We start from the raw sequence: 23,812 nt of genomic DNA, 5'->3' as shown, positions 1-23,812 counted from the left end.
CCCTGAGCAGGCCTCACGTCAGCAGCAGCTTGTCGAGCCGGCGTCGTACGACGAGCAGGCCGACCACGCCCATCACGACGAGGTAGACCACCGAGACCGCCGACTCCCAGGTGATGACGCCGGTGGTCAGCTCGCGGCACAGCACGACCCCGCGGTAGAGCGGGGTGGCCTCGACGACCCAGCGCAGCACCCCGTCACCGAATGCCTCGACCGGGAAGAAGGTGGCCGAGAAGAGGAACAGCGGCATCTGGGCGAGCGTGATCTTGTCGAAGTCCTGCCAGCTCGTCATCCACGTCGTCACGGCCATGCACACGGCGGAGAACGCGAAGGCGATGAGGATCGCGGCCGGCAGGGCGAGCACGGCCCACCACGACTGGGTCAGACCCATCAGCGCCATGACGACGAGGAAGGCAGCGGAGTAGACCGAGCCCCGCATCAGGCCCCAGGTGATCTCACCGCGCGCGATGTCACCGGTGGACAGCGGCGTGGCGAGCATCTGGTCGTAGAGCTTCTCGTACTTCATCTTGAAGAAGACGTTGTAGGTCGAGTCGAGCAGCGCGCCGTTGAAGGCGGAGGTCGCGAGCATGGCCGGCGCGACGAACTCGGCGTACGGGATCGCCTCGCCGTGGAACTCGAAGGTGTCGATCAGCTGGCCGACGCCGATGCCGATCGAGAACAGGTAGAAGACCGGCTCCAGGAAGCCGGTGATGAAGAGCTTCCACGCGCCCTTGTAGACGACGTAGTTGCGCAGCACCAGCACCTTGGTGGCGGCGGCCGGCGTGAGCGGGGCCGGGATCCCCTCGAGGAGCGCCATGTCAGACCTCCAGCCGGCGGTCGAGGTTGCGCACGGCGAGGAACCAGCCGATGACGGTGAGGGTCACGAGGACGACGACGTTCAGCACGACGAGCGACCAGTCGATCTGGTCGACGCAGAACATCCGGGAGAGCGAGACGCCGTGCCACAGCGGCGTCAGCCGGGCGATCCACTCCAGCACCGGCCCGAGGTTGCTGATCGGGAAGAAGGCACCGGAGAAGAGCGTGAGCGGGATGACGCCGAGGCGGAACAGCAGTCCGAAACCCTCCTCCGACTTCAGCCACGCGCTGTAGGCGAAGACCAGCGTGGTGAACGCGAAGCCGACGAGCACCTGCGAGAGCCACGCCAGGATCGGCCCCCACCACGTGGCGAAGACGCCGAACGGCGCCATCACCAGCATGAACACCGCACACGCCGAGGCCACCCGGAACATCACGAACGCGACGTAGGCGTTGACCAGGTCGCGCACGGCCAGCGGCGTCGCCAGCTGCGCGAAGAACGTCTTGTGCCACTTGATGGACCCCATGACGGGGTACGTCGACTCGCTGACCGCGAGCGTCATGGCGTGCGAGGCGACGAGGCCGGGGACCACGAAGGCGAGGTAGGAGGTCGCACCCTCGAGCTGGTCGGGGTCGGCCTCGATGAACCCGCCGAGCAGGACGCCCATCGCCACGACGTAGAGCAGCGGCGTGAGGAAGCTGCTCACCACTCCCCCGCGCCACGTGCGCTTGAGGACCGTGAGCCAGTAGTCGTACTGCCGGGCCATGCCCTCCCACGCCGACAGGGAGCCGGTGGGGCGCGCCGGGCGGGCAGGGACGGCGGACGGGGTCGGAGAGCTCGTGTCGGAGGCCATGTCGGATCCCATCAGTCCGCCAGGCTCCGGCCGGTGAGGCGCAGGAAGACGTCCTCGAGCGTGGAGCGGCGCACGAGGGTCGCGATCGGGTGCAGCCCGCGGTCGAGGACCGCAGTGACGACGTCCTCGCCGTGGTCGCTGTAGACGAGGAGCCGGTCGGGCAGCACCTCGATCCGCTCCCCCAGGTCCTCGATCTTCTCCGCGAGCGCCTCGTGCTCGCCCACGCCGAAGCGGAGCTCGGCGACCTCGCGGGTGGAGTGCGCGTCGATCAGCTGGCGCGGGGACCCCTCGGCGGCGATGCGGCCCTTGTCCATCACGACGAGGCGATCACAGAGCTGCTCCGCCTCATCCATGTAGTGAGTGGTGATGACGAGCGTCACCCCTGCCTGCTTCAGCCGGAACAGCTGGTCCCACAGGACGTGGCGAGCCTGCGGGTCGAGGCCGGTGGTCGGCTCGTCGAGCAGCAGCAGGTCGGGGTTGTTGATCAGGCTGCGGGCGATCGTGAGCCGACGCTTCATGCCGCCGGACAGGTCCTCGACCTTGGCCTTCGCCTTCTCGGTGATCTGCGCGAACTCCAGCAGCTCGTGCGCGCGCTCGCGGCAGGTGGCGCGGTCGATGCCGAAGTAGCGGCCGTAGATGTAGAGGTTGTCGAACACGTTGAGCTCGTTGTCGAGCGTGTCCTCCTGCGGGCACACACCGAGCCGGCCTCGGATCGCCGGGCCGTCGGTGGCGGGGTCCATGCCGAGGATCCGCAGCTCGCCGGAGCTCACGGGGCTCACCGAGGCGATCATCCGCATCGTGCTCGACTTGCCGGCGCCGTTGGGGCCGAGGAAGCCGAACGCCTCGCCCCGTCGCACCTCCACGTCGATGCCCTTGACGGCCTCGAAGTCGCCGAACGACTTGCGCAGTCCCCGTGCCGAGATCATGGCTTCTGTCACAGGCGTCGACCCTAGATCATTCGGTCGGGCTTCGAGGGCCACAGGTCGGATCATCAGCGGGCTTCTCCGTCGGATCGCGGCGCCGCACGACGACGGCCTCGCACCGATGACGGGCGAGCGCTACCAGCATCGACGGCGAGGCCCAGGTCTTCACGGGTGCGAGTGACCGCTGAACCCTCGTCCTGGTCCGCGTCCACGAGGGCACCTGGCAGGTGCGTCAAGGCCGATGACGCTTGGTGCTCATTCCTGTTCTCCCCCGTTGTCGGTGATCTGACGTGCGGCGCGGTTGGCGCGGTGGACGGCGAGTCCGAAGAGGACGGCTACGGCGGCTGCCGCCAGGGCACACACGACCGTGAACGCCGGTGACGGGTCGGTGTCCGACGAGGCCTGCCAGAGCGCCAGCGGGATAGCGGCACCGAGGCCGATGACGGCCGCCGTCAGGAGTGCTGGCTGCGCGGCAGCGTGCCCCGCCCGCCACGCGCCGTCGGAGGCGAGCGTCGCCTTGGTCTTGATGCCGGCGAGCCGGTTGGGGCCCATGCCCTGGGTCGCGCCGAGCTGCGTCATGACGAACTGCAGCAGGCAGACCGCCGAGAGTGCTGCCGTCAGGACGAGCAGCGGTACGTAGGCAGAATCCATGCCAATCTCCCCCGAGAACTGGATGTCGGGCCGGACGCTACCGACGGAGGGCGCGGCACGCAAAGGACGACGCACCGAGGCAGGAGGGTCACGTGCTCACTCGGCCTCGATCGGCGTCAGGCGCAGCAGCCGTCCCGCGCCCTCGTCCTCGAGCACCCAGATCGCACCGTCGGGGCCCTCCTCGACCGCGCGCACGCGTGCCCCCATGTCGAAGACCTCGGTCCTGCCCGCGGTCCGGCCGTCGAGGTCGACGCGCACCAGCGCCTCACCCGACAGCGCGCCGAGGAACGCGTCGCCCCGCCAGGCCTCGAACAGGTCGCCGTCGTAGACCATCAGGCTCCCCGGCGAGATGCTCGGGTTCCACGACCGCGCGGGCGCGGCGTACCCGTCGCCCTCGGCGTGGTCGGGGATCTCCCCGCCGCCGTAGTCGCTGCCGTCGGACACCTCGGGCCAGCCGTAGTTCGAGCCGGGCTCGATCAGGTTGAGCTCGTCGCCGCCCTCCGGCCCCATCTCCGAGGACCACAGGGTGCCGTCGGGGGCGTGCTCGAGGCCCAGCGGGTTGCGGTGTCCCCAGCTCCAGATCTCGGCGCTGACCCCGCCCCGGTCGGCGAGCGGGTTGCCCGGGGCCGGCTCGCCGTCGAGGGTGAGGCGCACGATCGTGCCGAGGTTGTTCGTGGTGTCCTGGGCTGGGTCGCCGAGCTGGCGCTCGCCGGAGGAGACGAAGAGGTGCTCGCCGTCGGGAGACAGCGCGAGGCGGTGGCTGAAGTGACCGTCCCCGTCGACCTTCGGCGTCTGTCGCCACAGCACCTCGAGATCGTCGAGGCGGGGCTCGTCCCCGTCGGTCTCGAGCACCGCGCGACCCACGACGGCGCCCGTGCCGCCGTCACCCGCCTCGACCCAGCTGAGGTAGACCTGCCCGTCCTCCTCGTACGACGGCGCCGGCAGCACGTCGCCCAGCCCGCCCTGCCCGGCGTCGACCACCTCGGGCACGCCCGCGACCGCGACCCGGTCCCCGGTCTCGGCGTCGCGCAGGTGGAGGGTGCCGCTGCGCTCGGTGATGAGCAGGTCGCCGGTGTCGGGCAGGAACGCCATCGCCCAGGGCTCGTCGAGCCGGTCGAGCTCCTCGACGGCGAAGGGCCAGCCGTCGTCCCCCTCCCCCGATGCCGGTCCGAGCGAGCCGGAGGCCGCGGTGTCCCCGGAGCAGGCGGTGGCCAGCACGGTCAGCAGTCCGGCCAGCGCCGGCGCGAGGGGCTTCATGGGTCCATGGTGCGCAGGGGTGGCAAGCGCGGCACCCGTCGGAGAAGGATGTCGCAAAAGATGTCGAAGAAATCGTCGGCGCCGATGTCGAGCCGCGCCGCGCCCGTTCGACGTACGTGCGAGAACACACCCACCGCACCACAGGAGGAACGATCACAATGCCGCGTTTCATGGGATTCGTCAGGATGGAAGAGGGCATCGGGGTGCCGCCACAGTCGCTGTTCGACGCGATGGACGTCTTCATCGGGGAGCGCGCCGCCAACGGCTCGTTCGTCGACGGCGGCGGGCTCTTCGGCACCGAGGACGCCGTCAACTTCGTGGTCCGCCGGGGCGAGGTCACCCGCGTCGACGGGCCCTACGCCGAGGGCAAGGAGGTCGTCGGCGGCTGGTCGCTGATGGAGTACGCCAGCCTCGAGGAGGCCGTGGCCGACCAGCGGCTCTTCGCCGAGCTGCACGCCAAGCACTGGCCGGAGGTCACCGTGGTCTCCACGCTGCGCCAGGTGTCCGAAGGCCCGGAGGCTCCCGGCGACTGACGCCGGCTCACTACGCTGGCCGCGTGCCGGCAGCGACGTACGACGACCCCTCGGGGGCTTCAGGGGTCGTGATCGCCACGTGGCGGGCCGAGTCGGCCCGCCTCGTCGGCGCTCTCGCCCGGATGACGCGTGACGTCGACCTGGCCGAGGACCTCGCGCAGGACGCGCTCGTCGCCGCGCTGGAGCAGTGGCCGGTGTCGGGGATCCCCGACAACCCGTCGGCCTGGCTGATGACGACGGCCAAGCGCCGCGGTGTCGACCACTTCCGGCGCGCCGACACGCTGCGCCGCAAGGTGGCCGAGCTCGAGCACGTCGGGGGCGGGGAGGAGGCACGGATGCCCGACCTCGACGACCAGGTCGACCACATCGAGGACGACGTCCTGCGGCTGGTCTTCCTGTCCTGCCACCCCTCGCTGACCCCCGAGTCCCGCGCCGCGCTCACGCTGCGGCTCGTCGGGGGCCTCACCACCGCCGAGATCGCCCGCGGCTTCCTCACCAGCGAGACGACGATGGGCCAGCGCATCTCCCGGGCGAAGAAGACGTTGACGGCCGCCCGGGCGGAGCTCGAGCTGCCGACGGGCGAGGAGCGGACGGCGCGTCTCGACGACGTGATGGCCGTGGTCTACCTGATCTTCAACGAGGGCTACGCCGCCACCGCCGGAGACGACTGGATGCGCCCCGACCTCACCGCCGAGGCGACCCGGCTGGCCCGGATGCTCGCCGACCTCGCGCCCGACGAGCCCGAGGTGCTCGGCCTGCAGGCGCTGCTCGAGCTGCAGGGATCGCGGACCGCCGCGCGCCTCTCCCCGGACGGCACGCCCGTGCTGCTCGAGGCGCAGGACCGCTCCCTGTGGGACGAGCTGATGATCCGGCGCGGCCTCGCCGCGCTCCGGGCCGCCTCCCGCCTCGCTGCCGCCGGCGCGCCCGTCGGTCGCTACTTCCTCCAGGCCTCCATCGCCGCCGAGCACGCGACCGCGTCCCGCGCCGAGGACACGGACTGGGGCCGCATCGCCGCGCTGTACGACGTCCTCGCCGAGGCCGCGCCCGGCGCGGTCGTCGAGGTCAACCGGGCCGTGGCCCACGGCCGGGCGCACGGAGCCGCCGCCGGGCTCGCCGTGCTCGACGCCGTGGACCCGTCCCGGCTCGGCGACTCTCCGCTGCTGCCCAGCGTGCGCGGCGACCTCCTGGAGCGCGCCGGGCATCACGCCGACGCCGCGTCGGCCTTCGACGAGGCGGTCGCCCTCACCCGCAACGAGGGCGAGCGACGCGTGCTGCGGCGACGCGCGGAGGAGAACCATCGCCGATCGGACCGGTGAGTCCTCGGCTCAGACAGAGGGCAGCGGCCGCGCGGACCAGCCCGGCGATTCCGACGTGCTCTGCGCCGGCCGGGCGATGAGGGTCGTGACCCGCGAGGCGTCCGACAACTGCACCACCGCGAGCCCGTCGCGCAGGTTGGCGCGCGCCGACTACGAGTCGCACGTGGTCCGCGCGGGACGCGGGCCGATCGACGATCGAGGTCACCCACGAGACGAGGAGTCCCCTGAGGAGACACCGGTTCCTGATCCGCCCGCTGTCGGCCGCCCTCCTGCCACTGGTGCTGGCGCTGACACTGGTCGGCACCCTGTTCGCCGCCGCCACGTCGAGCGTGCCGCCGGGCCCAACCGCGGCCTCGGCTGCGCGCCCCCCCGGGCCTGACCGGCCCGGCCACCCCCATCACCCCGGCCACGGAGACCGGCCGACCGTCGTCCTGGTGCACGGCGCGTTCGCCGACTCCAGTGGCTGGGAGGCCGTTGCGACGCAGCTGATGGACCAGGGCTACCCGGTCCTCGCCTTCTCCAACCCGCTGCGCGACCCGATCAGCGACGGCGCGTACCTGCGTGAGTTCCTGACCACCGTCGAGGGACCGGTCGTGCTGGTCGGTCACTCCTACGGCGGCGCGGTGATCAGCAACGCCGCGACGGGCAACCCCGCCGTCCGCTCCCTCGTCTACGTGGCGGCGTACGCCCCCGCCGAGGGCGAGAGCGTCGCGGAGGCCAACTACCTGGGCGGCGGTCACACCACGGTCACCGACCACCTCGTGACGTGGCCGATCCCGGGCCAGACCCAGAACGCCGACGCCTACATCGACCCGGCGTGGTTCGGCGAGCTCTTCGCGCAGGACCTGCCGCGCCGGACCACCCGGTTCATGGCAGCCACCCAGCGACCCGGCGCCCTGGCAGCCCTCGTCACGGAGTCCGGGCCGCCGGCCTGGGCGGAGGTCCCGAGCTGGTACGTGGTCGCCACGCAGGACCGGATCATCCCGCCCGAGGCCGAGCGGGCGATGGCCGAGAGGGCTGGTGCTCGGGTCGTGGAGGTCGACAGCTCCCACGTCGTGATGATGAGCCACCCCCGAGCCGTCACGAAGGTCATCCGGGAGGCCGCTCGCTGACGGGCACGACACCGGTCCACGACACCGGTCGGCCGCTCGGGCGGTCGGCCGGTGTCACGGCGCCGGCTCGGCGCCGCGGCCTCAGGTCGACGCGACGGGGTCGTCGAGACCGAAGGGTCCGGCGGCCGTGACGGTGACGTCGTCGCTCGTGACGTGGTGCCCGGCGTCGCACCGCGCCTCGATGGTCACCGGTCGGCCGCACCCGTCGTGGGTCAGCCGCGGCGGGTACGGCGGCGGGTCGTGGCGGTTGGCCCACTGGAGCAGGGCGAACAGCGCCGGCATCAGGTCCTCCCCCGCCGGCGTCAGGGCGTACTCGTGCCGCCGGCGCTGGCCGGGCTCCTGGTAGGGCCGCTTCTCGAGGATCCCGGCCTCGACCAGGTCGCGGAGCCGGGCAGACGTCGTTCCGTCGGTCAGGTCGGCGCGTGCGGCGAACTCCTCGAAGCGGGAGGCGCCGTAGAACGCCTCGCGCAGGACCAGCATCGCCGACCGGGTGCTCACGACCGCGATCGTGCGCTCGATCGGGCAGTAGCCGCCGACCGGCTGGTTGTCGCGCAGGGCGAGCGCCCCCTCGAGCTTCATCGACACCCTCGCCACTCTAGTTCGGCGGCGTCACCCCTTCGGTCGACGCCGTACGGCTGTGCTCACGGGCCCAGGCCAGTGCGTGGTCGGCGACCGCCTCCCACCCGGGCGCGGCGCAGGTCCAGTGGTCGCGTCCCTCGAACTCGTGGAAGTCGGTGACGGCCGGCGACTTGTCGTAGTGCTTGGCGTTCGACCGGTTGACCGACGGCGGCATGATGTGGTCCTCGGAGCCGGCGATGAACAGCAGCGGTGCACGGTCGGCGGAATAGTCCACCCAGGTGTCCTGGTGGCCGGGCTTGAAGTTGGCGAACAGCCCGTACTCCCACACCCAGTATCCGGGGGCCGCGATCGCGTAGCGGTCCCAGACCTTGCGCGACTCCTCCTCGGAGAGGGTGTTGGTGAAGGCGTAGTGGAACTCCTCGGGCGTGAAGCCCACCGCCTTGTGCCGGTTGGCCGGGTTCTTCAGCGCGGGGAACAGCGACCTGGCCTGGGAGATCGGGTTCACCCGCACGCCCTCGGTAGGCGCTGAGTCGATGACCACCCCAGCCGACCCGAGCCCGCGGGCCAGGAGCAGCTGCGTGAGGGTCCCCCCGAACGAGTGTCCGATGATGATCGGCGGGGTGCCGACCCCCTCGACCACCGAGGCGAGGTGGTCGACGGTCTCGGTGACGGTGAGGTCGGCGATGACCTGCGGGTTCTCCCGCAGCGCCTCGACCTCGATGTCGAATCCGGGGTAGGCCGGCGTGAGCACGGTGTGCCCCTGCGCCTCGTAGTGGGTGACCCAGTGCTCCCAGCTGCGGGGGGTCATCCAGAGGCCGTGCACCAGCACGATGGTCTCGGGTCGTGTCTCGGTCATGGGGTGGTTCCTCTCAGGAGTCGATGAAGGCGAGCAGGTCGGCGTGGAGTCGGTCGCGGGCGGTGTCTGGCAGCGCGTGGCCACTGCCCTTGTAGACCTTCAGCTCGGCGCCGGCGACCATGGCCGCCGACCGTGCGCCGCCGACCTCGAAGGGCACGATCTGGTCGTCGTCGCCGTGGATGACCAGGGTGGGGACGTCCACCTTCTCCAGGTCGGGCCGGAAGTCCGTCGCACTGAACGCCGCGATGCACTCGTACGCCGCCCGGTGGCCGCAGGCCATGCTCTGGAGCCAGAAGGCGTCACGGAATCCCTGGGCCACGTCCTGGTTGCGGTTGTGACCGAAGAACGGTCCGTCGGCCAGGTCGCGGTAGAGCTGCGATCGGTTGGCGACCTCCCCCGCCCGGATGCCGTCGAACACCTCGATCGGCAGGCCGTCGGGGTTGTCGTCGGTGCGCAGCATCAGCGGCGGCACGGCGGAGACCAGCACGAGCCGGGCCACGCGGGCCGTGCCGTGGCGACCCACGTAGTGCACGACCTCACCACCGCCCGTGGAGTGGCCCACGAGGGTCAGGTCCGAGAGGTCGAGCGCCTCGACCAGGCAGGCCAGGTCGTCGGCGTAGGTGTCCATCTCGTTGCCGTCCCACGTCTGGCTCGAGCGTCCGTGACCGCGACGGTCGTGGGCGATCGCGCGGTGTCCGTGCTCGGCGAGGAACAACGCAGTGGCCTCCCAGGCGTCCGCGTTGAGCGGCCAGCCGTGGCTGAGGATGACGGGGGTGCCGTCGACACCCCAGTCCTTGTAGAAGATGCGAGCACCGTCGTCGGCGGTCACGTAGGGCATGGTGCCTCCTGGGATGGGGCTGGGATGGGGCTGGGATGGGGTTCCTCCGAGCGTGGTGGAGGCCGGGACCACGCGGACCACGTACGCCACGTAGTCCGCGTAGTCCGCCCGCGGCTGGGCCGGCGGGGGACGTCAGTCCGACCCGTCGAGGCGCTCGGCCAGCTGGCGCCTGGAGGAGATGCCGAGCTTGTGGAAGACATTTCGGAGGTGGTAGTCGACGGTGTGGGGGCTCAGGAACATCGTCGACCCGATCTCGGCGTTGGTGTGGCCTGCGGCCGCGAGGCGCGCGACGGTGAGCTGCTGGGCGGTGAGGTCCAGCGGGTCGCGCACGCCGGCCGGGGCGGCCGGGTCGCCGATGGCGGTGAGCTCGGCGCGGGTGCGGTGGGCGAAGGCCGGAGCCTGGCCGCGCTCGAAGAGGTCGAGGGCCGCGTGGAGCTGCTCCCGGGCCTCACGGCGGCGCTTGGAGCGACGCAGCCACTCGCCGTACAGGAGGTGGGCGCGGCCCAGCTCGATGGGCACGTCGCCCGAGGCCAGGGCCTCGATCGCCGCTCTGTGGTGCGGTTCGGCATCGTCCTCGACCAGCGCGCGCGAGCGGTGCGCCACCCCCGCGGTCCACGGCGAGCCGTTGACCTTCGCCAGTCCCTCCAGGTGCCGGACGTGCACCGTCGCCTCGGGCGCGCGCCCGCTCCGGCACGCCGCCTCGACATAGTCGGGCAGCTGCAGCGGTGTGACCTGCAGGAAGGGATCGGCCACCAACGGCTCGAGCCTGCGGCGCGCCCCGTCGTAGTCGCCCTCGGCCAGGTCACGCACCGCCAGGGCGGCCTGGCCGGCCGCCCGCACGCCGGCGAAGCCCATCGAGCCGGCGCCCTCCGCGATCATCTCCACCTGGGCGCGGGGGGCATCGGCCCAGGCGAGCAGCGCCACGTTGATGACGTGCTCGGCGTCGTATCCGATGGCTCGGCGGAGCTCACGCACCTGCTCGATGTACTCGTGCGCGTGCCGCGGCGTGCCGCCGGAGAGCTCGGCCAGCGACATGATCCACAGCGTGGTGTCCAGCAGCTGCAGGGCGCCGGCGTCGCGCGCGGCGGCCGCGGTCCGCGCGAGGCACTCGCGCCGGGCGGGCGCGTCCCACAGTGCCGTCGTCAACGCCACGCTCGTGGCGCCGTACTGCAGCAGGCCGGGCGCGTCGAGGTCGAGGATCGTCTCCACCGCGCTGCGCATGACCGGGACAGCTTGGTCGTACGGCAGCAGGATGTGCGCGCTGAGGCCGCGCAGGATGGTGCTCGCCGTCCCCTCGCGCAGCTCGGCCCCCTTGCGCAGCCGGGCCCCGAGCTCCGACAGGGTGAGGCCCTGCGCGAACCTCTCGGCCGGCAGGGTGTACTCGAACGCCTTGATCAGCGCCTCCTGCTCCAGCGCGGCGTCGTGCCCGTGGAAGCACTCCGCGGCCGACAGCATGGTCGCGCCCGCCTCCATCAGCGCGGGATCGGCGGTGAAGAGCGAGATGCTCGCGCGGATCCAGACGAGCCGCCCCCGGGACACCGCGTCCAGCGCGTCCTCGTCCACGTCGTCGAGGTAGGTCTTGGCGAGCTGGGCCGCTCCTGATCCGAGCGCGGCCTCCGCGGCATCGACGAGACGGGCGTACTTCAGGCGACCGGGTGGGGTGAGCTCCGAGGCCTGGGCCAGCACCCGCGCGCGGGAGGCGAGACCGCCCCGGCGACCGGCTGCGTCGGCCACCCGCTCGAGCCGGTCGGCGACGTCCGCGTCGGTGCCCAGCGTCGCCTTGGCGGCGTGCCACGCGGCCACCTCGACCAGACCGAGCTGCTCCGCGGCCACCGACAGCGCACGGTGGGCCCGCCTGCGCTGGGAGCCCTGGACGGCGTTGTACGCCGCCGAGCGCACCAGGGGGTGCCGGAACCTGATGGTCGGGCCGAGCTCGACCAGGCCTTCCGACTCGGCCTCCTCGAGGGGGTCGTCCGGCAAGCCCCACGACTGGCCGGCGGCCCGGATCAGGTCGAGTTGCCGGTGGAGTCGGCGGCGGCGATCAGCAGCCAGGTCTGGAGGTCCGCGGCGAGGTGGCGGATCCTCCTCAGGTAGAGCGCCTCGAGGTGGTGGCCGATCGGCAGCGGCTCGTCGGCGAGGCTGACCTCGGTGAGTCGCCGTGCGCTCAGCTCCCGCGCCAGGTCCACGAGGGCGAGCGGGTTGCCGCCGGTGGCGGCGATGACCTGCGCGGCCGCGGCCGGGTCGATCGGGTCGGGGAGCGAGGCCGACAGCAGCCGCAGGGCCGGCTCGGTCTCCAGCCCGGCGAGGGGCAGGCCGGGAACGCCGGCCAGCTGGGTCGCGACGTGCGCGGTGTCGCGCCCGGCCAGGACGAGCGCGACCGACTCGGCCTCCAGCCGACGGGCGACCAGACCGAGGACGTCGAGCGACTCGGGGTCGAGCAGGTGGGCGTCGTCGATCACGCACAGCACGGGTTCGACCTCGCCGGCGGCGCCGAGGAGGCCCAGCACCCCGAGACCCACCAGGAAGCGGTCGGGCGGCTCGCCCTCCGCCACGCCGGCCGCCACCCGCAGCGCGTGGCGGTGGCTCTCGGGAAGCTGCGAGAGGAAGCCCCGCAACGGGATCGCCAGCCGCTGCACGCCGGCGAAGGGGATCATCGACTCCGCCTCGAACCCGTCCACCCGGAGCAGGCGGAGCCCGGCCCGGTCGGACGTCGTGGCGTCGAGCAGGGTGGTCTTGCCGATGCCCGGCTCGCCGGTGACGAGCAGCGCGCCGCCGCGCCCGTTGCGCGCGTGCCCGAGCAGGGCACGCACCTGCTCCCGCTCGCCGTGCCGCCCGAGAAGCCCCTCAGCACTCGCCATCCTGCTGACTCTAACGAGATGAAGTCAGGGCTCGCCAGCGCTGGTACAGACCTTTCCGCGTCGCGGGACGACGTCCCGGGTGGCGGGTCCCGACCGACGCCAGACCACCCCTTCGGGCCCGGAGTAGGAAGGTGCCATGCGCATCCTCTTCACCGGTGGCAGCGGCAAGGCCGGCCGGCACGTCGCTCCTTTCCTCGCCGGGCAGGGCCACCAGGTCACCAACGCCGACCTCGTGCCGCTCGGGCACCCCGACGTCCACGACCTCCAGGTCGACCTGACCGACGCCGGCCAGGTCTACTCGGCGCTCGCCGGGCTGGCGACGTTCGACGAGCTCGACCTGCCGGAGAAGCCGTCGTACGACGCCGTGGTGCACTTCGCCGCCGTGCCCGCGATCCTGCGCACGGCCGACTCGGCGACGTACGCCACCAACGTGCTCAGCACCTACCACGTGCTCGAGGCGGCAACCCGGCTCGGCATCCGCAAGGTCGTGTTCGCCTCGTCCGAGACGACGTACGGCGTCTGCTTCGCGCAGGGCGAGCGGCGACCGCTGTACGTCCCGGTCGACGAGGAGCACCCGACCGTCCCGGAGGACTCCTACGCGATGTCGAAGGTCGCCAACGAGGTGACCGCCCGCTCGTTCCAGGCACGCACCGGCGCCGACGTCTACGGCCTGCGGATCAACAACGTCATCGAGCCGCACGAGTACGCCGAGCTGTTCCCGGACTTCCTCGACGACCCGGCGCTGCGACGGCGCAACATCTTCGCCTACATCGACGTGCGCGACCTCGGCCAGATGGTGCAGCGCTGCCTGGAGACCGACGGCCTGGGCTACGAGGTCTTCAACGTCGCCAACGCGGACATGTCCGTGGCCGCCACGACCGACGAGATCGTCGAGCGGTTCTACGACGGGGTGGAGGTGCGGCGGGAGATGGGCCGCGACGAGACCTTCTACGCCATCGACAAGGCGCGCGAGCTGGTCGGCTTCGAGCCGCAGCACTCGTGGCGCGACGTGCTGGACGCGTAGCTGCTGCATCTCATGAGGTTGTTGACGCCTCGCGAACATCCGGATCTGACGTGAGCGGGCGTGCCGCAGGAGGTCATGGCTGGTGGTCACGCCCGCGACCGGCCCCCATGACGTCAGTTGAGAACGTCATGGGTCCTGGTCGTCCCAGCAGCCGCCCACCATGACGTTGCCAGGTTCGCGTGTGGCGTCGACGGAACATCCGGGTGACCGGATCTGCCGATGCGCGGACGGCGAGGGCTACGGGGTCAAGGCACCTGACAAGAGCCCGCGCGCTTGTAGGTCAGACACGTGGACGTGGGGATCCGCACGATGCCACAGCAACCTCAGAAGCGTCTCCGCCTTGTCTCGAAGCACAACCGACTCGCCGTCGCCGTCGCCGCCAATGACGGCGTCGCCGGAGACGTCCGAACCAACCACGCGGACGGCACGTAACAGGGGCTGAACGCGCCCGAGTCTCACTTGCCGTGGGTAGATCACGTCCCGGACTTCGAGGACTCCATCCCAAGCCAGGTAGGGGTCCATCGGTCGCGTTTGGCCTAGCGCATTCTCGGCGTCCCACGCATGCATCACGGTCTCGTGAACCTGACGCCTCATCCAGAACTGTGCGGTGTGGTCTTGGTCGTCGAGGGTCCACGCGGGCGCGTCCGTCGCGGTCGAGGTCAGCACTTCGACCAGGTGCGTGGCGTGTCGGCGGTACCACGCTGTCAACCCCGAGCGCCCTTCGCCGGCGGGCGGTTCTGGTCGGAGGTTGGGGTTGCCTTCGACTACCGCATGAGTCGCCCACTGATGCACACCGCCCAGGTGCACCACAAGGTCTCGCAGTGACCAACCCGGACAAGAAGGCACCGGTGCGTCGAGTTCGGCATCCCGAGCAACGTCGCCGAATCGCTCGGTGTGCATGCGTAGTAGCGGCAGCCAGTCAGGCGATTCGCTCGTCACTCATTTTCCCCGTCCACAAGCACCACGCAGGTGCACGAAGGAACATAGCCCCAAGCATCCGGCTCTGCCGCTGATAGTGCGCGGAACTGCCGATGGCGCTCAGAGGACGACGACCGGATCGGAAGGGGCGTCTCATGTCGGACGCACTGCGCAAGCCGGTTCAGCCGCGAGCGATCCAGCCGGTGCCCTTCTTCGTCTCCGGGGCGAAGTCGGAGTCGGAGCCGTTCTCGGTGAGCACGGCGACGCGGATCGCGCCGTAGTCGCCGTCGTGGAGGCAGGTTGATGGCATGGTCAAACGCACCACGGTGCCGGACCACCGCAAGCGGTAACCGTCGCAGGTGACGGGGCTGATGCGGCTCGTCATGTCGGTGAAGGCGTCGGGAACAATCTGCGACGAGACCCTGCCGCCACCGCCTTGGCCGGCGCGCTTCTGTGCGACCAGGCGCAGGCCCCGGGCGCCGCGGGGATCGATGCTCACGATGAGGTCACCTGGGACGTCGCTGGCGAAGACCACCCGCACGACGACGCGGTCGTCGTTGTTCGCAACCCTGACGCTCGACACGTCGAGCCGCCTGGCGCCGCCGGCGTCCCCTTGCGGGTCATCGAGGGTGATCGTCGCCCCGTAGGCCGACATCGGCGCGAGGCCGAGGACGAGGGATGCGACTGCGACCGCTGTGAGGTTCCTGAGCACGTCGGCACCTTCCCATGTGCTGTTGAGAAGTGGAAGGCACAGCGCCCGTAGCGAGGACACGCGATCAAGACGTCCCGGGGGCTACCGGCGCAGGGGTCAGCTCATCGCAGGTGCGCGGCACCACTCCACGCACACCGGGGCAGGCACGTCGGCTCGGAGGGGCCGTGGGGCTGGCCATGGCTGGCGGGGAGGCGGGGTCTACTTCCCAGCACTTCTTCCACCCTGCGGTGGAACCCGTCTCGCCCGGATCTCGCGCGATGAGCGCTTTCCGACGACAACCTGGTGAGAAAGCCCACCTAGCCGTCAGCGCCCGCCCAGGGCGTCGAGCGTCGCCATGTCCTCCTCGGCCAGGGTGAACCCGCCGACGTCGGCGTTCGACCGGATCCGCTCCGGGTGCGTCGACTTCGGGATCACGACGACGTCGTGCTGGAGGTGCCACCGGATGATGACCTGGGCGGGGGTGCGGTCGAGCCGCTCGGCGATCGCGACGATGGCGGGGTGGTCGAGGGTGCCGCCCCGCAGGGCGCTGTAGCCCTCGACGACCACGTCGCGCTCGCGGTGCTCCTGCAGCGTCCCGGCGTCGAAGAGGAGCGGGCTCCACTCGATCTGGTCGATCGCCGGCGGCACGCGAGTGGCGTCGGTGACCTCGTCGATGAGGGCGGCGTCGAAGTTGCTCACGCCGATCTCGCGGGTCAGGCCCAGCTCGCGGGCCTCCACGAACGCGCGCCACATGTCGACGTTCGTCGAGCCCTTGCCCGACCAGTGGACGAGCCAGAGGTCGACGTGGTCGGTGCGCAGCATGTCCAGGCTCTCGCGCAGGGTCTCGAGCTCGCGGCCGACGCGGCCCGGCGGGCACTTGGTCGTCACGAACATGTCCTCGCGCGCGACACCGCTCTCGGCGAGTGCGCGGCCAACCTCGGCCTCGTTGCCGTACACCGTCGCGGTGTCGAGGTGCCGGTAGCCGGCCTCGAGCGCGGCAGTCGTCGCGCGGACTGCGTCGTCCCCGGTGATCTGCCAGGTGCCGAAGCCCAGCAGCGGGATGCTCGTCCCGTTCGTCAACGTCAGGGTCTGGTCGGGCAGCTGCAGGTCGAGGTCGGTCACCCGTCCGATGCTGTCACCGTCGCCAAGGGCCGCGGGGGAACCCCGGACATGAGCGGAGTCCCGGACCCCCATGGGCCCGGGACTCCGTCAGTCGGTGTCAGTCGCGCGAATCAGGCCTGCTGGCCCAGCGCGAACTGGATGGTGCCGTCCTCGTCCACGCCGCCGTCCAGCACCTTGTCGGAGAGGAACTCCGACGCCGGTCCGTCGACGTAGACGGTCGCGCCGTCCTGCTCGATGACCTGGTCGTCGCTCTCGGCGTGGTCGGCCGGGCTCACGGACAGGGACTCCCCGTCCGCCTCGGTGGCGATACGGAGTGCGGTGATCTCGGGCACCTCGTCGGCGAGCTGCTTCACGATGTCGGTCACGTTCTCGGTGAGAGCAAGCATGGCTCTCCTTCCGAATGGAGAATGTGTCGCCCTCACCATTGCTCGGACCCGGCGCACACGCAAACCGCGGGCGCAAGAGGCTCTTGTGGATCCCCGTCGCGCGATGCGGGTGTGGCTAGGGTGACCCCGTTCCGATGGACCGCGTCGCGACCACGGTCGCGGTCGAAGGAGGCCAACGCATGCAGCTGCTCGCCGTGATCGTCCCGCCACCGGAGGTGGTCCGAGACGCTCTCGAGGCTGCGCAGGCGCTGTGCTCGACGGAACCGGCGACCGAGGACGAACCTGGCCGCGGCCTCCTCGACCGCATCCGCGGTCGCCGCGGGGGTGCGTCGCGCACCGCGCCGTCCGTCGCCCTGCATCCGGTGTCGTCCGACGCCGTGTTCGTACGCCTGGCCAAGTTCGGCAACGTCGCCGGCGACGACGTCGAGGGCCTCGCCCGAGCCCTCAGAGCGGTGGCCGGGACCTGGCCGGCACCCGTGCTCCGCACCACGGGCGTGAGCGTCACGGAGTCCGAGCCCCACACCGTGACGGCCCAGCTCGGCGGCGACGTCGACGCACTGCGCGACATCCACGGCAACGTCAACGAGGTCGCCCGCCAGCAGCGGTTCTTCCTCGACCGCCGCAGCTTCCGCAGCGAGCTCGTCGTCGGCTCAGCCGGGGGTCAGGACGGCGCCCCGGTGCCCCCCACCCTCCTGGGCGCGGAGGCCCCCCACGCCGGCCCTTCCTGGTCACCGGCCCACGTCACGCTCGTCCGCGCATCGTTCGGTGCGTCCGGGGCGACGTACTCGGAGCTCTCGCAGGTCGATCTCGCGCCCGCCCTCGCGGAGCCCAGCGCCGACGGCGGCGACTGATCCGTCGCACGTGTGCGACCTCCGGTCCTCGTTGTCGATCCCGGCTCGGCGCACCCGTCATCGTGGTGACGACACCCGAGAGGAAGAACCCATGACCGAGTACGTCCTGCTGTTCCCGGCCGACGACGAGGCCGCGTGGCAGCGCGGCACCGACGCCGACCACCAGGTCACGTTCGACACCGACGCCGAGTTCGCCCGGCTGCTGCGCGAGAGTGGAGGCGCCATCACGGGCGGCGCCGCGCTGGGCCACAGCAGCGAGACGCGGACGCTGCGACGCGGCCCGGACGGCCCCCTGGTCACCGACGGCCCGTACGCCGAGACGGCGGAGCAGATGTCCGGGTTCTTCCTCGTCACGTGCGACGACCACGACGCCCTCGTCGAGGCCGCGCAGGTGCTCACCCGCGCGCACCCCGTCGTCGAGATCCGGCCGGTCGCGGACGACTGAGGCGTCCGGGCGGCCTGACCGGTTGGTGCGACCCACGTTCGAGGTCGACGTACACCATGCGCCGGTCACGCGGCCGGCGCGGTCTCCAGCTCGGTGATCCGTGCCCGCAGGCTCGACTCGGCCAGCCGCCACAGCGTGGCGGAGTGTGCGTGGCGGTGCTGCACGGCGGTGCCGGGACGCGCACGGTCCCGGCAGGCCTCCTGCTCCTGCGCGCGCTGCGCGAAGGCCTCGGCGGCGCGAGCCAGCTCACGGATCACCGTGGCCGTCTCGTCGAGCATCACCGCTGTCATGACGACAGCCTGCACGCTCGTCCGGCCGGGGTCGGCCGCCGCGCGCCAACATGCCCGATTTGGTGGCCCGGCGCCGAAGAATCAGCGGCCGAACGTGCAGTACAGCCCCCCAAGGACGGGGACCACTGTCAGCCCCCGGTGCAAGACTGCAGGGCATGACCGCCCTCGACCGCTTCAGCGCACCCACGCGCGAGTGGTTCGAAGCGTCCTTCGCGAGCCCGACTCCGGCGCAGGAAGGCGCCTGGGATGCGATCGCCGCCGGCAAGAACGCGCTGGTCGTCGCGCCCACCGGCAGCGGCAAGACCCTCAGTGCCTTCCTCCACGCGATCGACCGGCTCCTCTGCACCGAGCGCCCCGACGACAAGACCCGCCGCACGCGCGTGCTCTACATCTCCCCGCTCAAGGCGCTCGGCGTCGACGTCGAGCGCAACCTCCGTGCCCCGCTGATCGGCATCCGCAACACCGCCGAGCGGCTCGAGACCGCCGTCCCCGACATCACCGTCGGCCTGCGCTCGGGCGACACCAGCCCCGCCGATCGGCGCAAGCTCGGCACGACCCCGCCCGACATCCTCATCACGACGCCCGAGTCGCTGTTCCTCATGCTGACCAGCCAGGCGCGCGAGACGCTCCGCGGCGTCGACACCGTCATCATCGACGAGGTCCATGCGGTCGCCGGCACCAAGCGCGGCGCCCACCTCGGCATCAGCCTCGAGCGCCTCGACCACCTGCTCGAGCGGCCGGCCCAGCGCATCGGTCTCAGCGCGACCGTCCGTCCCCTCGAGGAGGTCGCCCGCTTCCTCGGCGGCACCCAGCCCGTCGAGATCGTCTCCCCGCCCAGCACCAAGGAGTGGGACCTGCGCGTCGTCGTGCCCGTCGAGGACATGACCATGCCCGAGGAGTACGACGAGGAGTCCGGCGACCCCGGCCGATCGACGAGCATCTGGCCCCACGTGGAGGAGCACGTCGTCGACCTCGTCGAGCAGCACCGCTCCACGATCGTCTTCGCCAACTCGCGCCGACTGGCCGAGCGGCTCACCGCCCGCCTCAACGAGATCGCTGCCGAGCGCGCCGCCGCCCGTGAGCAGGACCCCGGCGCGACGGGCGCGCAGCGACCAGCGGAGGCAGGCAAGCCGCCCGCCCAGGTGATGGCGCAGTCGGGCCAGAGCAGCGGCGCCGAGGCCGTCATCGCCAAGGCCCACCACGGCTCGGTCTCCAAGGAGCAGCGCGCCATCATCGAGGACGACCTCAAGCGCGGTCGCCTCCCCTGCGTCGTCGCGACCAGCAGCCTCGAGCTCGGCATCGACATGGGCTCGGTCGACCTCGTCATCCAGATCGAGTCGCCGCCGAGCGTCGCCAGCGCGCTCCAGCGCGTCGGTCGCGCCGGCCACCAGGTCGGCGAGGTGAGCCGGGGCGTGCTGTTCCCCAAGCACCGCGGCGACCTCGCGCAGACGGCTGTGTCGGTCGAGCGGATGCGCTCGGGAGCCATCGAGAAGATGGCGGTGCCCACCAACCCGCTCGACGTCCTGGCCCAGCAGGTCGTGGCGGCGCTCGCCATGGAGGAGTGGCAGGTCGACGAGCTGTTCTCGCTCATGACCCGCGCCGCGTCCTACACCCAGCTCCCCCGCAGCGCCTACGACGCCACCCTCGACCTGCTCAGCGGCCGCTACCCGAGCGACGAGTTCGCCGAGCTGCGCCCGCGCATCGTCTGGGACCGGGTGACCGGCCAGCTCAGCGGGCGCCCCGGCGCCCAGCGGCTCGCCGTCACCAGCGGCGGCACCATCCCCGACCGCGGCCTCTTCGGCGTCTTCCTCGTGGGCGAGAAGGCCAGCCGCGTCGGCGAGCTCGACGAGGAGATGGTCTACGAGTCCCGCGTGGGTGACATCTTCGCCCTCGGCGCCACCAGCTGGCGGATCGAGGACATCACCCACGACCGGGTGCTCGTCACCCCCGCGCCGGGCATCCCCGGCCGCCTGCCGTTCTGGAAGGGCGACGCGCTCGGCAGACCCGCCGAGCTCGGAGCGGCCGTCGGTGCGTTCACCCGCGAGCTCGCCGCCAAGCCGGCGGCCAAGGCGATCGACAGCGTCCGCGAGCGCGGCCTCGACGTCAACGCCGCGACCAACCTGGTCACCTACCTCGGCGAGCAGCGTGAGGCCACCCAGGTCGTCCCCAACGACACCCAGATCGTCGTCGAGCGGTTCCGTGACGAGCTGGGCGACTGGCGCCTCGTCGTCCACTCCCCCTACGGCACGCCGGTCCACGCCCCGTGGGCGCTGGCGATCAACGCCCGGCTGCGCGAGCGCTTCGACGTCGACGGGCAGGCCGTCGCCTCCGACGACGGCATCGTCATCCGCATCCCCGACACCGACGCCGAGCCGCCGACCGGCGAGGTCATCGTCTTCGAGCCCGAGGAGATCGAGCAGCTCGTCACCCAGGAGGTCGGCGGGTCCGCGTTGTTCGCCAGCCGGTTCCGCGAGTGCGCCGCCCGCGCCCTGCTGCTCCCCCGCCGCGACCCGGGCCGTCGCAGCCCGCTGTGGCAGCAGCGCCAGCGCAGCGCCCAGCTCCTCGAGGTCGCGTCGCAATATCCAGCGTTCCCGATCGTGCTCGAGGCGGTCCGCGAGTGCCTGCAGGACGTCTACGACCTGCCGGCGCTCGTCACCCTCCTCGGTCGTGTGCAGCGGCGCGAGGTCAACGTCCTCGACGTCGCCACCACCCAGCCCAGCCCGTTCGCCCGCAGCCTGCTCTTCGGCTACGTCGCCCAGTTCGTCTACGAGGGCGACTCCCCCATCGCCGAGCGACGAGCCGCCGCGCTCTCCCTCGACCAGGGCCTGCTCGCCGAGCTGCTCGGCCGCGCCGAGCTCCGCGAGCTGCTCGACCCGGAGGTGCTGACCGAGGTCGAGGCCGAGCTGCAGTGGCTCGCCACCGATCGTCGCGCCCGCAACGCCGAGGCGGTCGCCGACCTGCTGCGCCTCGTCGGCCCGCTGTCGGTGGAGGAGATCCGGGCGCGGTCGGTCGAGGGCGCCGACGTGGAGGGCTGGCTCGCCTCGCTCGACCGTCGCGTGGCCGTCGTCCGGATGGCCGGCGACGACCGGTGGACCGCGATCGAGGACATCGGCCGCCTGCGCGACGGGCTCGGCGTACCCGTCCCGGTCGGCACCCCCGACGCGTTCCTCCAGCTCCCCGAGGACCCGCTCGGCGACCTCGTGTCCCGCTATGCCCGCAGCCACGGCCCCTTCACCACCGCCGAGGTGGCCGCCCGGCTGGGCCTCGGGGAGGCCGTCGCACGCCAGACCCTGCAGCGCCTCGCCCACCGCGGCCGGGTTCTCGACGGGGAGTTCCGTCCCTCGGGGTCGGGCACCGAGTGGTGCGACGCCGAGGTGCTGCGCAAGCTGCGCCGCCGTTCCCTCGCGCGGCTGCGGCACGAGATCGAGCCGGTCAGCCACGACGCGGTCGCCCGCTTCCTCCCCACCTGGCAGCGCGTCGGCGGTTCCCTGCGCGGCGTCGACGGGGTGGTCGCCGCCATCGACCAGCTCGCCGGGTGCCCAGTCCCCGCGAGCGCCCTCGAGCCCCTGGTGCTCGCCGCCCGCGTGCGCGACTACGAGCCGTCGATGCTCGACGAGCTCACCGCGTCCGGCGAGGTCATCTGGACCGGTCACGCCCCGCTGCCCGGCAGCGACGGCTGGGTCAGCCTCCACCTCGCCGACCAGGCCCACCTGACCCTGCCCGAGGTCGAGGGCGACGAGCCCGACGGCCTCCAGCGGGCCGTCCTCGACGCGCTCGACCCGGGCGGGGCGTGGTTCTTCCGCCAGCTCGCCGACCGCGTGGGGTCGACGTCCGACGCCGACCTCAGCAACGCGCTGTGGGAGCTGACGTGGAAGGGCCTGGTCACCAACGACACCCTGGCGCCGCTGCGCGCGCTCGTCCGCAGCGGCACCCCGTCCCACCGCACCCGTCGTACGCCGCCGCGGCTCGGCCGCACGACCGGCGGCCGGATGCCCGTGCGCACCGGTCCCCCGGAGACGGCGGGCCGGTGGGCGCTGCTGCCCGACCGCGACGGTGACCCGACGCGGCGTGCCCACGCCCGCGCCGAGCACCTCCTCGAGCGGCACGGCGTCGTCACCCGCGGCGCCGTCGTCAGCGAACGCATCGTGGGCGGGTTCGCCGGGGTCTACAAGGTGCTCAGCGCCTTCGAGGACACGGGGCGCTGCCGCCGTGGCTACTTCATCGAGGGTCTCGGGGCCGCGCAGTTCGGCAGCGCCGGTGCGATCGACCGGCTGCGCACCTTCGCGGAGCCCGACAGCGTCAAGCCCGGCACCAAGCCGTCGGTCGTCGCGCTCGCCGCGACCGATCCCGCCAACGTCTTCGGCGCCGCCCTCCCGTGGCCCGACGCGGGCGACCCCGAGCGCACCGGCCACCGGCCGGGCCGCAAGGCGGGGGCGCTGGTCGTCCTGGTCGACGGGGCGCTCACCGTCTACGTCGAGCGCGGCGGTCGCACGCTCCTCACCTGGAACGACGACCTCGACGTGCTCACCCCGGCGATGGGGGCGCTGGCCGACGCCGCCCGCCGTGGGGCGCTCGGTCGGCTCACCGTCGAGAAGGCCGACGGCCAGGCGCTGATCGGAAGCGGCGGCGAGACACCCATCAGGCTCGCGCTCACGGCGGCGGGCTTCCTGGCGACACCCAAGGGGTTGAGGCTGCGTGCCTGAGGGAGACACCGTCTACCGCGCGGCAGCCAAGCTCGACCGCGCCCTCACCGGTCACCGCCTGACCCTCTCCGACTTCCGCGTGCCCTCCTTCGCCACCGTCGACCTCCGCGAGGGCACCGTCATCCGCACGCTGTCCCGCGGCAAGCACCTCCTGACCCGCGTCGACCACCAGCGCGCCTGGACGATCCACACCCACCTCAAGATGGAGGGCTCGTGGCACGTCTACCCCGACGGCGAGCGGTGGCGTCGTCCCGACACCCAGGTACGACTCGTGCTCGGCATCGAGGGGCGCAAGGCCGTCGGCTTCCAGCTCGGCATCGTCGAGCTCGTGCCGCGGGAGCAGGAGGCCGACCTGGTGGCCCACCTCGGTCCCGACCTGCTCGGCCCCGACTGGGACGAGGAGCGCGCCCTCGCCAACCTCCGCGACGAGCCGGCCCGGCCGATCGGACAGGCGCTGCTCGACCAGCGCAACCTCGCCGGCATCGGCAACATGTACATGGCCGAGCTGTGCTTCACCATGGGCGTCCACCCGGCCAGCGCCGTCGCCACCGTCGACCAGCTCCCCCGGCTCGTGCGGCGCGGGAAGCAGATGCTCGAGGTCAACAAGGAACGGGCGATCCAGACGACGACCGGCGACCTCCGCGAGCGCGAGCGGATGTGGGTCTACCGTCGCGACGGCTCCCCGTGCCGGCGGTGCCGCACCCCGATCGCGGTCACGATGCTGGGCGAGCTCGGTCGCGAGCGCGCTGCCTACTGGTGTCCCAGCTGCCAGCCCGAGCGCTGAGCCCGAGC

23 protein-coding genes are annotated in these 23,812 nt (G+C 72.0%); 8 read left to right on the top strand and 15 right to left on the bottom strand.

Annotation, left to right across the window (positions count from 1 at the left end; genetic code table 11):
* Nucleotides 1–13 precede the first annotated feature (13 nt).
* The 5 genes from AC1DP1_RS10300 to AC1DP1_RS10280 form a co-directional block, all read right to left on the bottom strand.
* Nucleotides 14–814 carry an ABC transporter permease gene (locus AC1DP1_RS10300; RefSeq protein ID WP_457190283.1) on the bottom strand — a complete coding sequence of 267 codons (801 nt, stop codon included), beginning with the start codon at nt 812–814 and terminating at the stop codon, nt 14–16.
* A gap of 1 nt (nt 815) precedes the next feature.
* Nucleotides 816–1,667, bottom strand: coding sequence for an ABC transporter permease (locus tag AC1DP1_RS10295; RefSeq protein WP_477506777.1), 852 nt, complete (start codon nt 1,665–1,667; stop codon nt 816–818).
* A gap of 11 nt (nt 1,668–1,678) precedes the next feature.
* The gene (locus AC1DP1_RS10290) at nt 1,679–2,605 is read right to left on the bottom strand and encodes an ABC transporter ATP-binding protein (RefSeq protein ID WP_457190287.1); all 927 of its coding nucleotides are present in this window, start codon (nt 2,603–2,605) and stop codon (nt 1,679–1,681) included.
* A 240-nt stretch (nt 2,606–2,845) separates the two neighbouring features.
* Nucleotides 2,846–3,241 (bottom strand): SdpI family protein, encoded by a 396-nt coding sequence (locus AC1DP1_RS10285; protein ID WP_477506776.1) that lies wholly within the window; start codon nt 3,239–3,241, stop codon nt 2,846–2,848.
* 96 nt (nt 3,242–3,337) lie between these two features.
* Nucleotides 3,338–4,498 (bottom strand): PQQ-dependent sugar dehydrogenase, encoded by a 1,161-nt coding sequence (locus tag AC1DP1_RS10280; protein ID WP_477506775.1) that lies wholly within the window; start codon nt 4,496–4,498, stop codon nt 3,338–3,340.
* Between the two features lie 170 nt (nt 4,499–4,668).
* Between AC1DP1_RS10280 and AC1DP1_RS10275 the strand changes: the two genes are divergently transcribed.
* The 3 genes from AC1DP1_RS10275 to AC1DP1_RS10265 all read left to right on the top strand — a co-directional run bounded on the left by AC1DP1_RS10275 (nt 4,669) and on the right by AC1DP1_RS10265 (nt 7,459).
* Nucleotides 4,669–5,031, top strand: a complete 363-nt coding sequence (locus AC1DP1_RS10275; protein ID WP_300052708.1) for a YciI family protein — start codon at nt 4,669–4,671, stop codon at nt 5,029–5,031.
* A gap of 23 nt (nt 5,032–5,054) precedes the next feature.
* Nucleotides 5,055–6,347 (top strand): RNA polymerase sigma factor, encoded by a 1,293-nt coding sequence (locus AC1DP1_RS10270; RefSeq protein WP_477506774.1) that lies wholly within the window; start codon nt 5,055–5,057, stop codon nt 6,345–6,347.
* Between the two features lie 434 nt (nt 6,348–6,781).
* Nucleotides 6,782–7,459, top strand: a complete 678-nt coding sequence (locus tag AC1DP1_RS10265) for an alpha/beta fold hydrolase (protein ID WP_477506773.1) — start codon at nt 6,782–6,784, stop codon at nt 7,457–7,459.
* A gap of 81 nt (nt 7,460–7,540) precedes the next feature.
* On the opposite strand, the gene AC1DP1_RS10260 is transcribed toward AC1DP1_RS10265, so the two are convergent.
* From AC1DP1_RS10260 to AC1DP1_RS10240, 5 genes are all read right to left on the bottom strand, one after another.
* Nucleotides 7,541–8,038, bottom strand: coding sequence for a winged helix-turn-helix transcriptional regulator (locus AC1DP1_RS10260; RefSeq protein WP_477506828.1), 498 nt, complete (start codon nt 8,036–8,038; stop codon nt 7,541–7,543).
* A 16-nt stretch (nt 8,039–8,054) separates the two neighbouring features.
* Nucleotides 8,055–8,894: an alpha/beta hydrolase gene (locus AC1DP1_RS10255; protein ID WP_477506772.1), complete on the bottom strand. Its 840-nt coding sequence runs from the start codon at nt 8,892–8,894 to the stop codon at nt 8,055–8,057.
* A gap of 13 nt (nt 8,895–8,907) precedes the next feature.
* Nucleotides 8,908–9,732 carry an alpha/beta fold hydrolase gene (locus tag AC1DP1_RS10250; protein ID WP_477506771.1) on the bottom strand — a complete coding sequence of 275 codons (825 nt, stop codon included), beginning with the start codon at nt 9,730–9,732 and terminating at the stop codon, nt 8,908–8,910.
* A gap of 132 nt (nt 9,733–9,864) precedes the next feature.
* Nucleotides 9,865–11,712, bottom strand: coding sequence for a helix-turn-helix transcriptional regulator (locus AC1DP1_RS10245; RefSeq protein ID WP_477506770.1), 1,848 nt, complete (start codon nt 11,710–11,712; stop codon nt 9,865–9,867).
* 26 nt (nt 11,713–11,738) lie between these two features.
* A complete protein-coding gene (locus AC1DP1_RS10240; RefSeq protein ID WP_477506769.1) occupies nt 11,739–12,590 on the bottom strand; it encodes an ATP-binding protein in 852 nt (283 codons plus the stop codon).
* 136 nt (nt 12,591–12,726) lie between these two features.
* Here AC1DP1_RS10240 and AC1DP1_RS10235 point away from each other — a divergent pair, with 136 nt between their 5' ends.
* Nucleotides 12,727–13,614, top strand: a complete 888-nt coding sequence (locus AC1DP1_RS10235; RefSeq protein WP_477506768.1) for an NAD-dependent epimerase/dehydratase family protein — start codon at nt 12,727–12,729, stop codon at nt 13,612–13,614.
* Between the two features lie 237 nt (nt 13,615–13,851).
* Here the strand turns inward: AC1DP1_RS10235 and AC1DP1_RS10230 are convergent, their stop codons facing one another.
* The 4 genes from AC1DP1_RS10230 to AC1DP1_RS10215 form a co-directional block, all read right to left on the bottom strand.
* On the bottom strand, nt 13,852–14,514 hold the full coding sequence (locus tag AC1DP1_RS10230; protein ID WP_477506767.1) for a maleylpyruvate isomerase family mycothiol-dependent enzyme: 663 nt from the start codon (nt 14,512–14,514) through the stop codon (nt 13,852–13,854).
* A gap of 199 nt (nt 14,515–14,713) precedes the next feature.
* Nucleotides 14,714–15,244 (bottom strand): hypothetical protein, encoded by a 531-nt coding sequence (locus AC1DP1_RS10225; protein ID WP_477506766.1) that lies wholly within the window; start codon nt 15,242–15,244, stop codon nt 14,714–14,716.
* Nucleotides 15,245–15,547: 303 nt separating this feature from the next.
* On the bottom strand, nt 15,548–16,345 hold the full coding sequence (locus AC1DP1_RS10220) for an aldo/keto reductase (protein ID WP_477506765.1): 798 nt from the start codon (nt 16,343–16,345) through the stop codon (nt 15,548–15,550).
* Nucleotides 16,346–16,455: 110 nt separating this feature from the next.
* A complete protein-coding gene (locus AC1DP1_RS10215; protein WP_477506764.1) occupies nt 16,456–16,731 on the bottom strand; it encodes a Fe-S cluster assembly protein HesB in 276 nt (91 codons plus the stop codon).
* A 179-nt stretch (nt 16,732–16,910) separates the two neighbouring features.
* Here AC1DP1_RS10215 and AC1DP1_RS10210 point away from each other — a divergent pair, with 179 nt between their 5' ends.
* Both AC1DP1_RS10210 and AC1DP1_RS10205 read left to right on the top strand, forming a co-directional pair.
* Complete coding sequence (locus tag AC1DP1_RS10210) at nt 16,911–17,582, top strand: 2'-5' RNA ligase family protein (RefSeq protein ID WP_477506763.1); 672 nt, start codon at nt 16,911–16,913, stop codon at nt 17,580–17,582.
* Between the two features lie 91 nt (nt 17,583–17,673).
* Nucleotides 17,674–18,027 carry a YciI family protein gene (locus AC1DP1_RS10205; RefSeq protein ID WP_477506762.1) on the top strand — a complete coding sequence of 118 codons (354 nt, stop codon included), beginning with the start codon at nt 17,674–17,676 and terminating at the stop codon, nt 18,025–18,027.
* Between the two features lie 65 nt (nt 18,028–18,092).
* Here AC1DP1_RS10205 and AC1DP1_RS10200 read toward each other — a convergent pair whose 3' ends face one another.
* A complete protein-coding gene (locus AC1DP1_RS10200) occupies nt 18,093–18,317 on the bottom strand; it encodes a hypothetical protein (protein WP_477506761.1) in 225 nt (74 codons plus the stop codon).
* 155 nt (nt 18,318–18,472) lie between these two features.
* On the opposite strand from AC1DP1_RS10200, the gene AC1DP1_RS10195 reads away from it, so the two are divergent.
* Complete coding sequence (locus AC1DP1_RS10195; RefSeq protein WP_477506760.1) at nt 18,473–23,020, top strand: ATP-dependent helicase; 4,548 nt, start codon at nt 18,473–18,475, stop codon at nt 23,018–23,020.
* Nucleotides 23,013–23,804 carry a DNA-formamidopyrimidine glycosylase family protein gene (locus AC1DP1_RS10190; protein ID WP_457190309.1) on the top strand — a complete coding sequence of 264 codons (792 nt, stop codon included), beginning with the start codon at nt 23,013–23,015 and terminating at the stop codon, nt 23,802–23,804. The genes AC1DP1_RS10195 and AC1DP1_RS10190 overlap by 8 nt, the downstream gene beginning before the upstream one ends.
* Nucleotides 23,805–23,812: the final 8 nt, after the last annotated feature.

Source organism: Nocardioides sp. P4_G10, assembly GCF_056401175.1.
The sequence above is the reverse complement of the archived record's forward strand: the minus strand, read 5'-3'. Positions and strand labels throughout refer to the sequence as shown.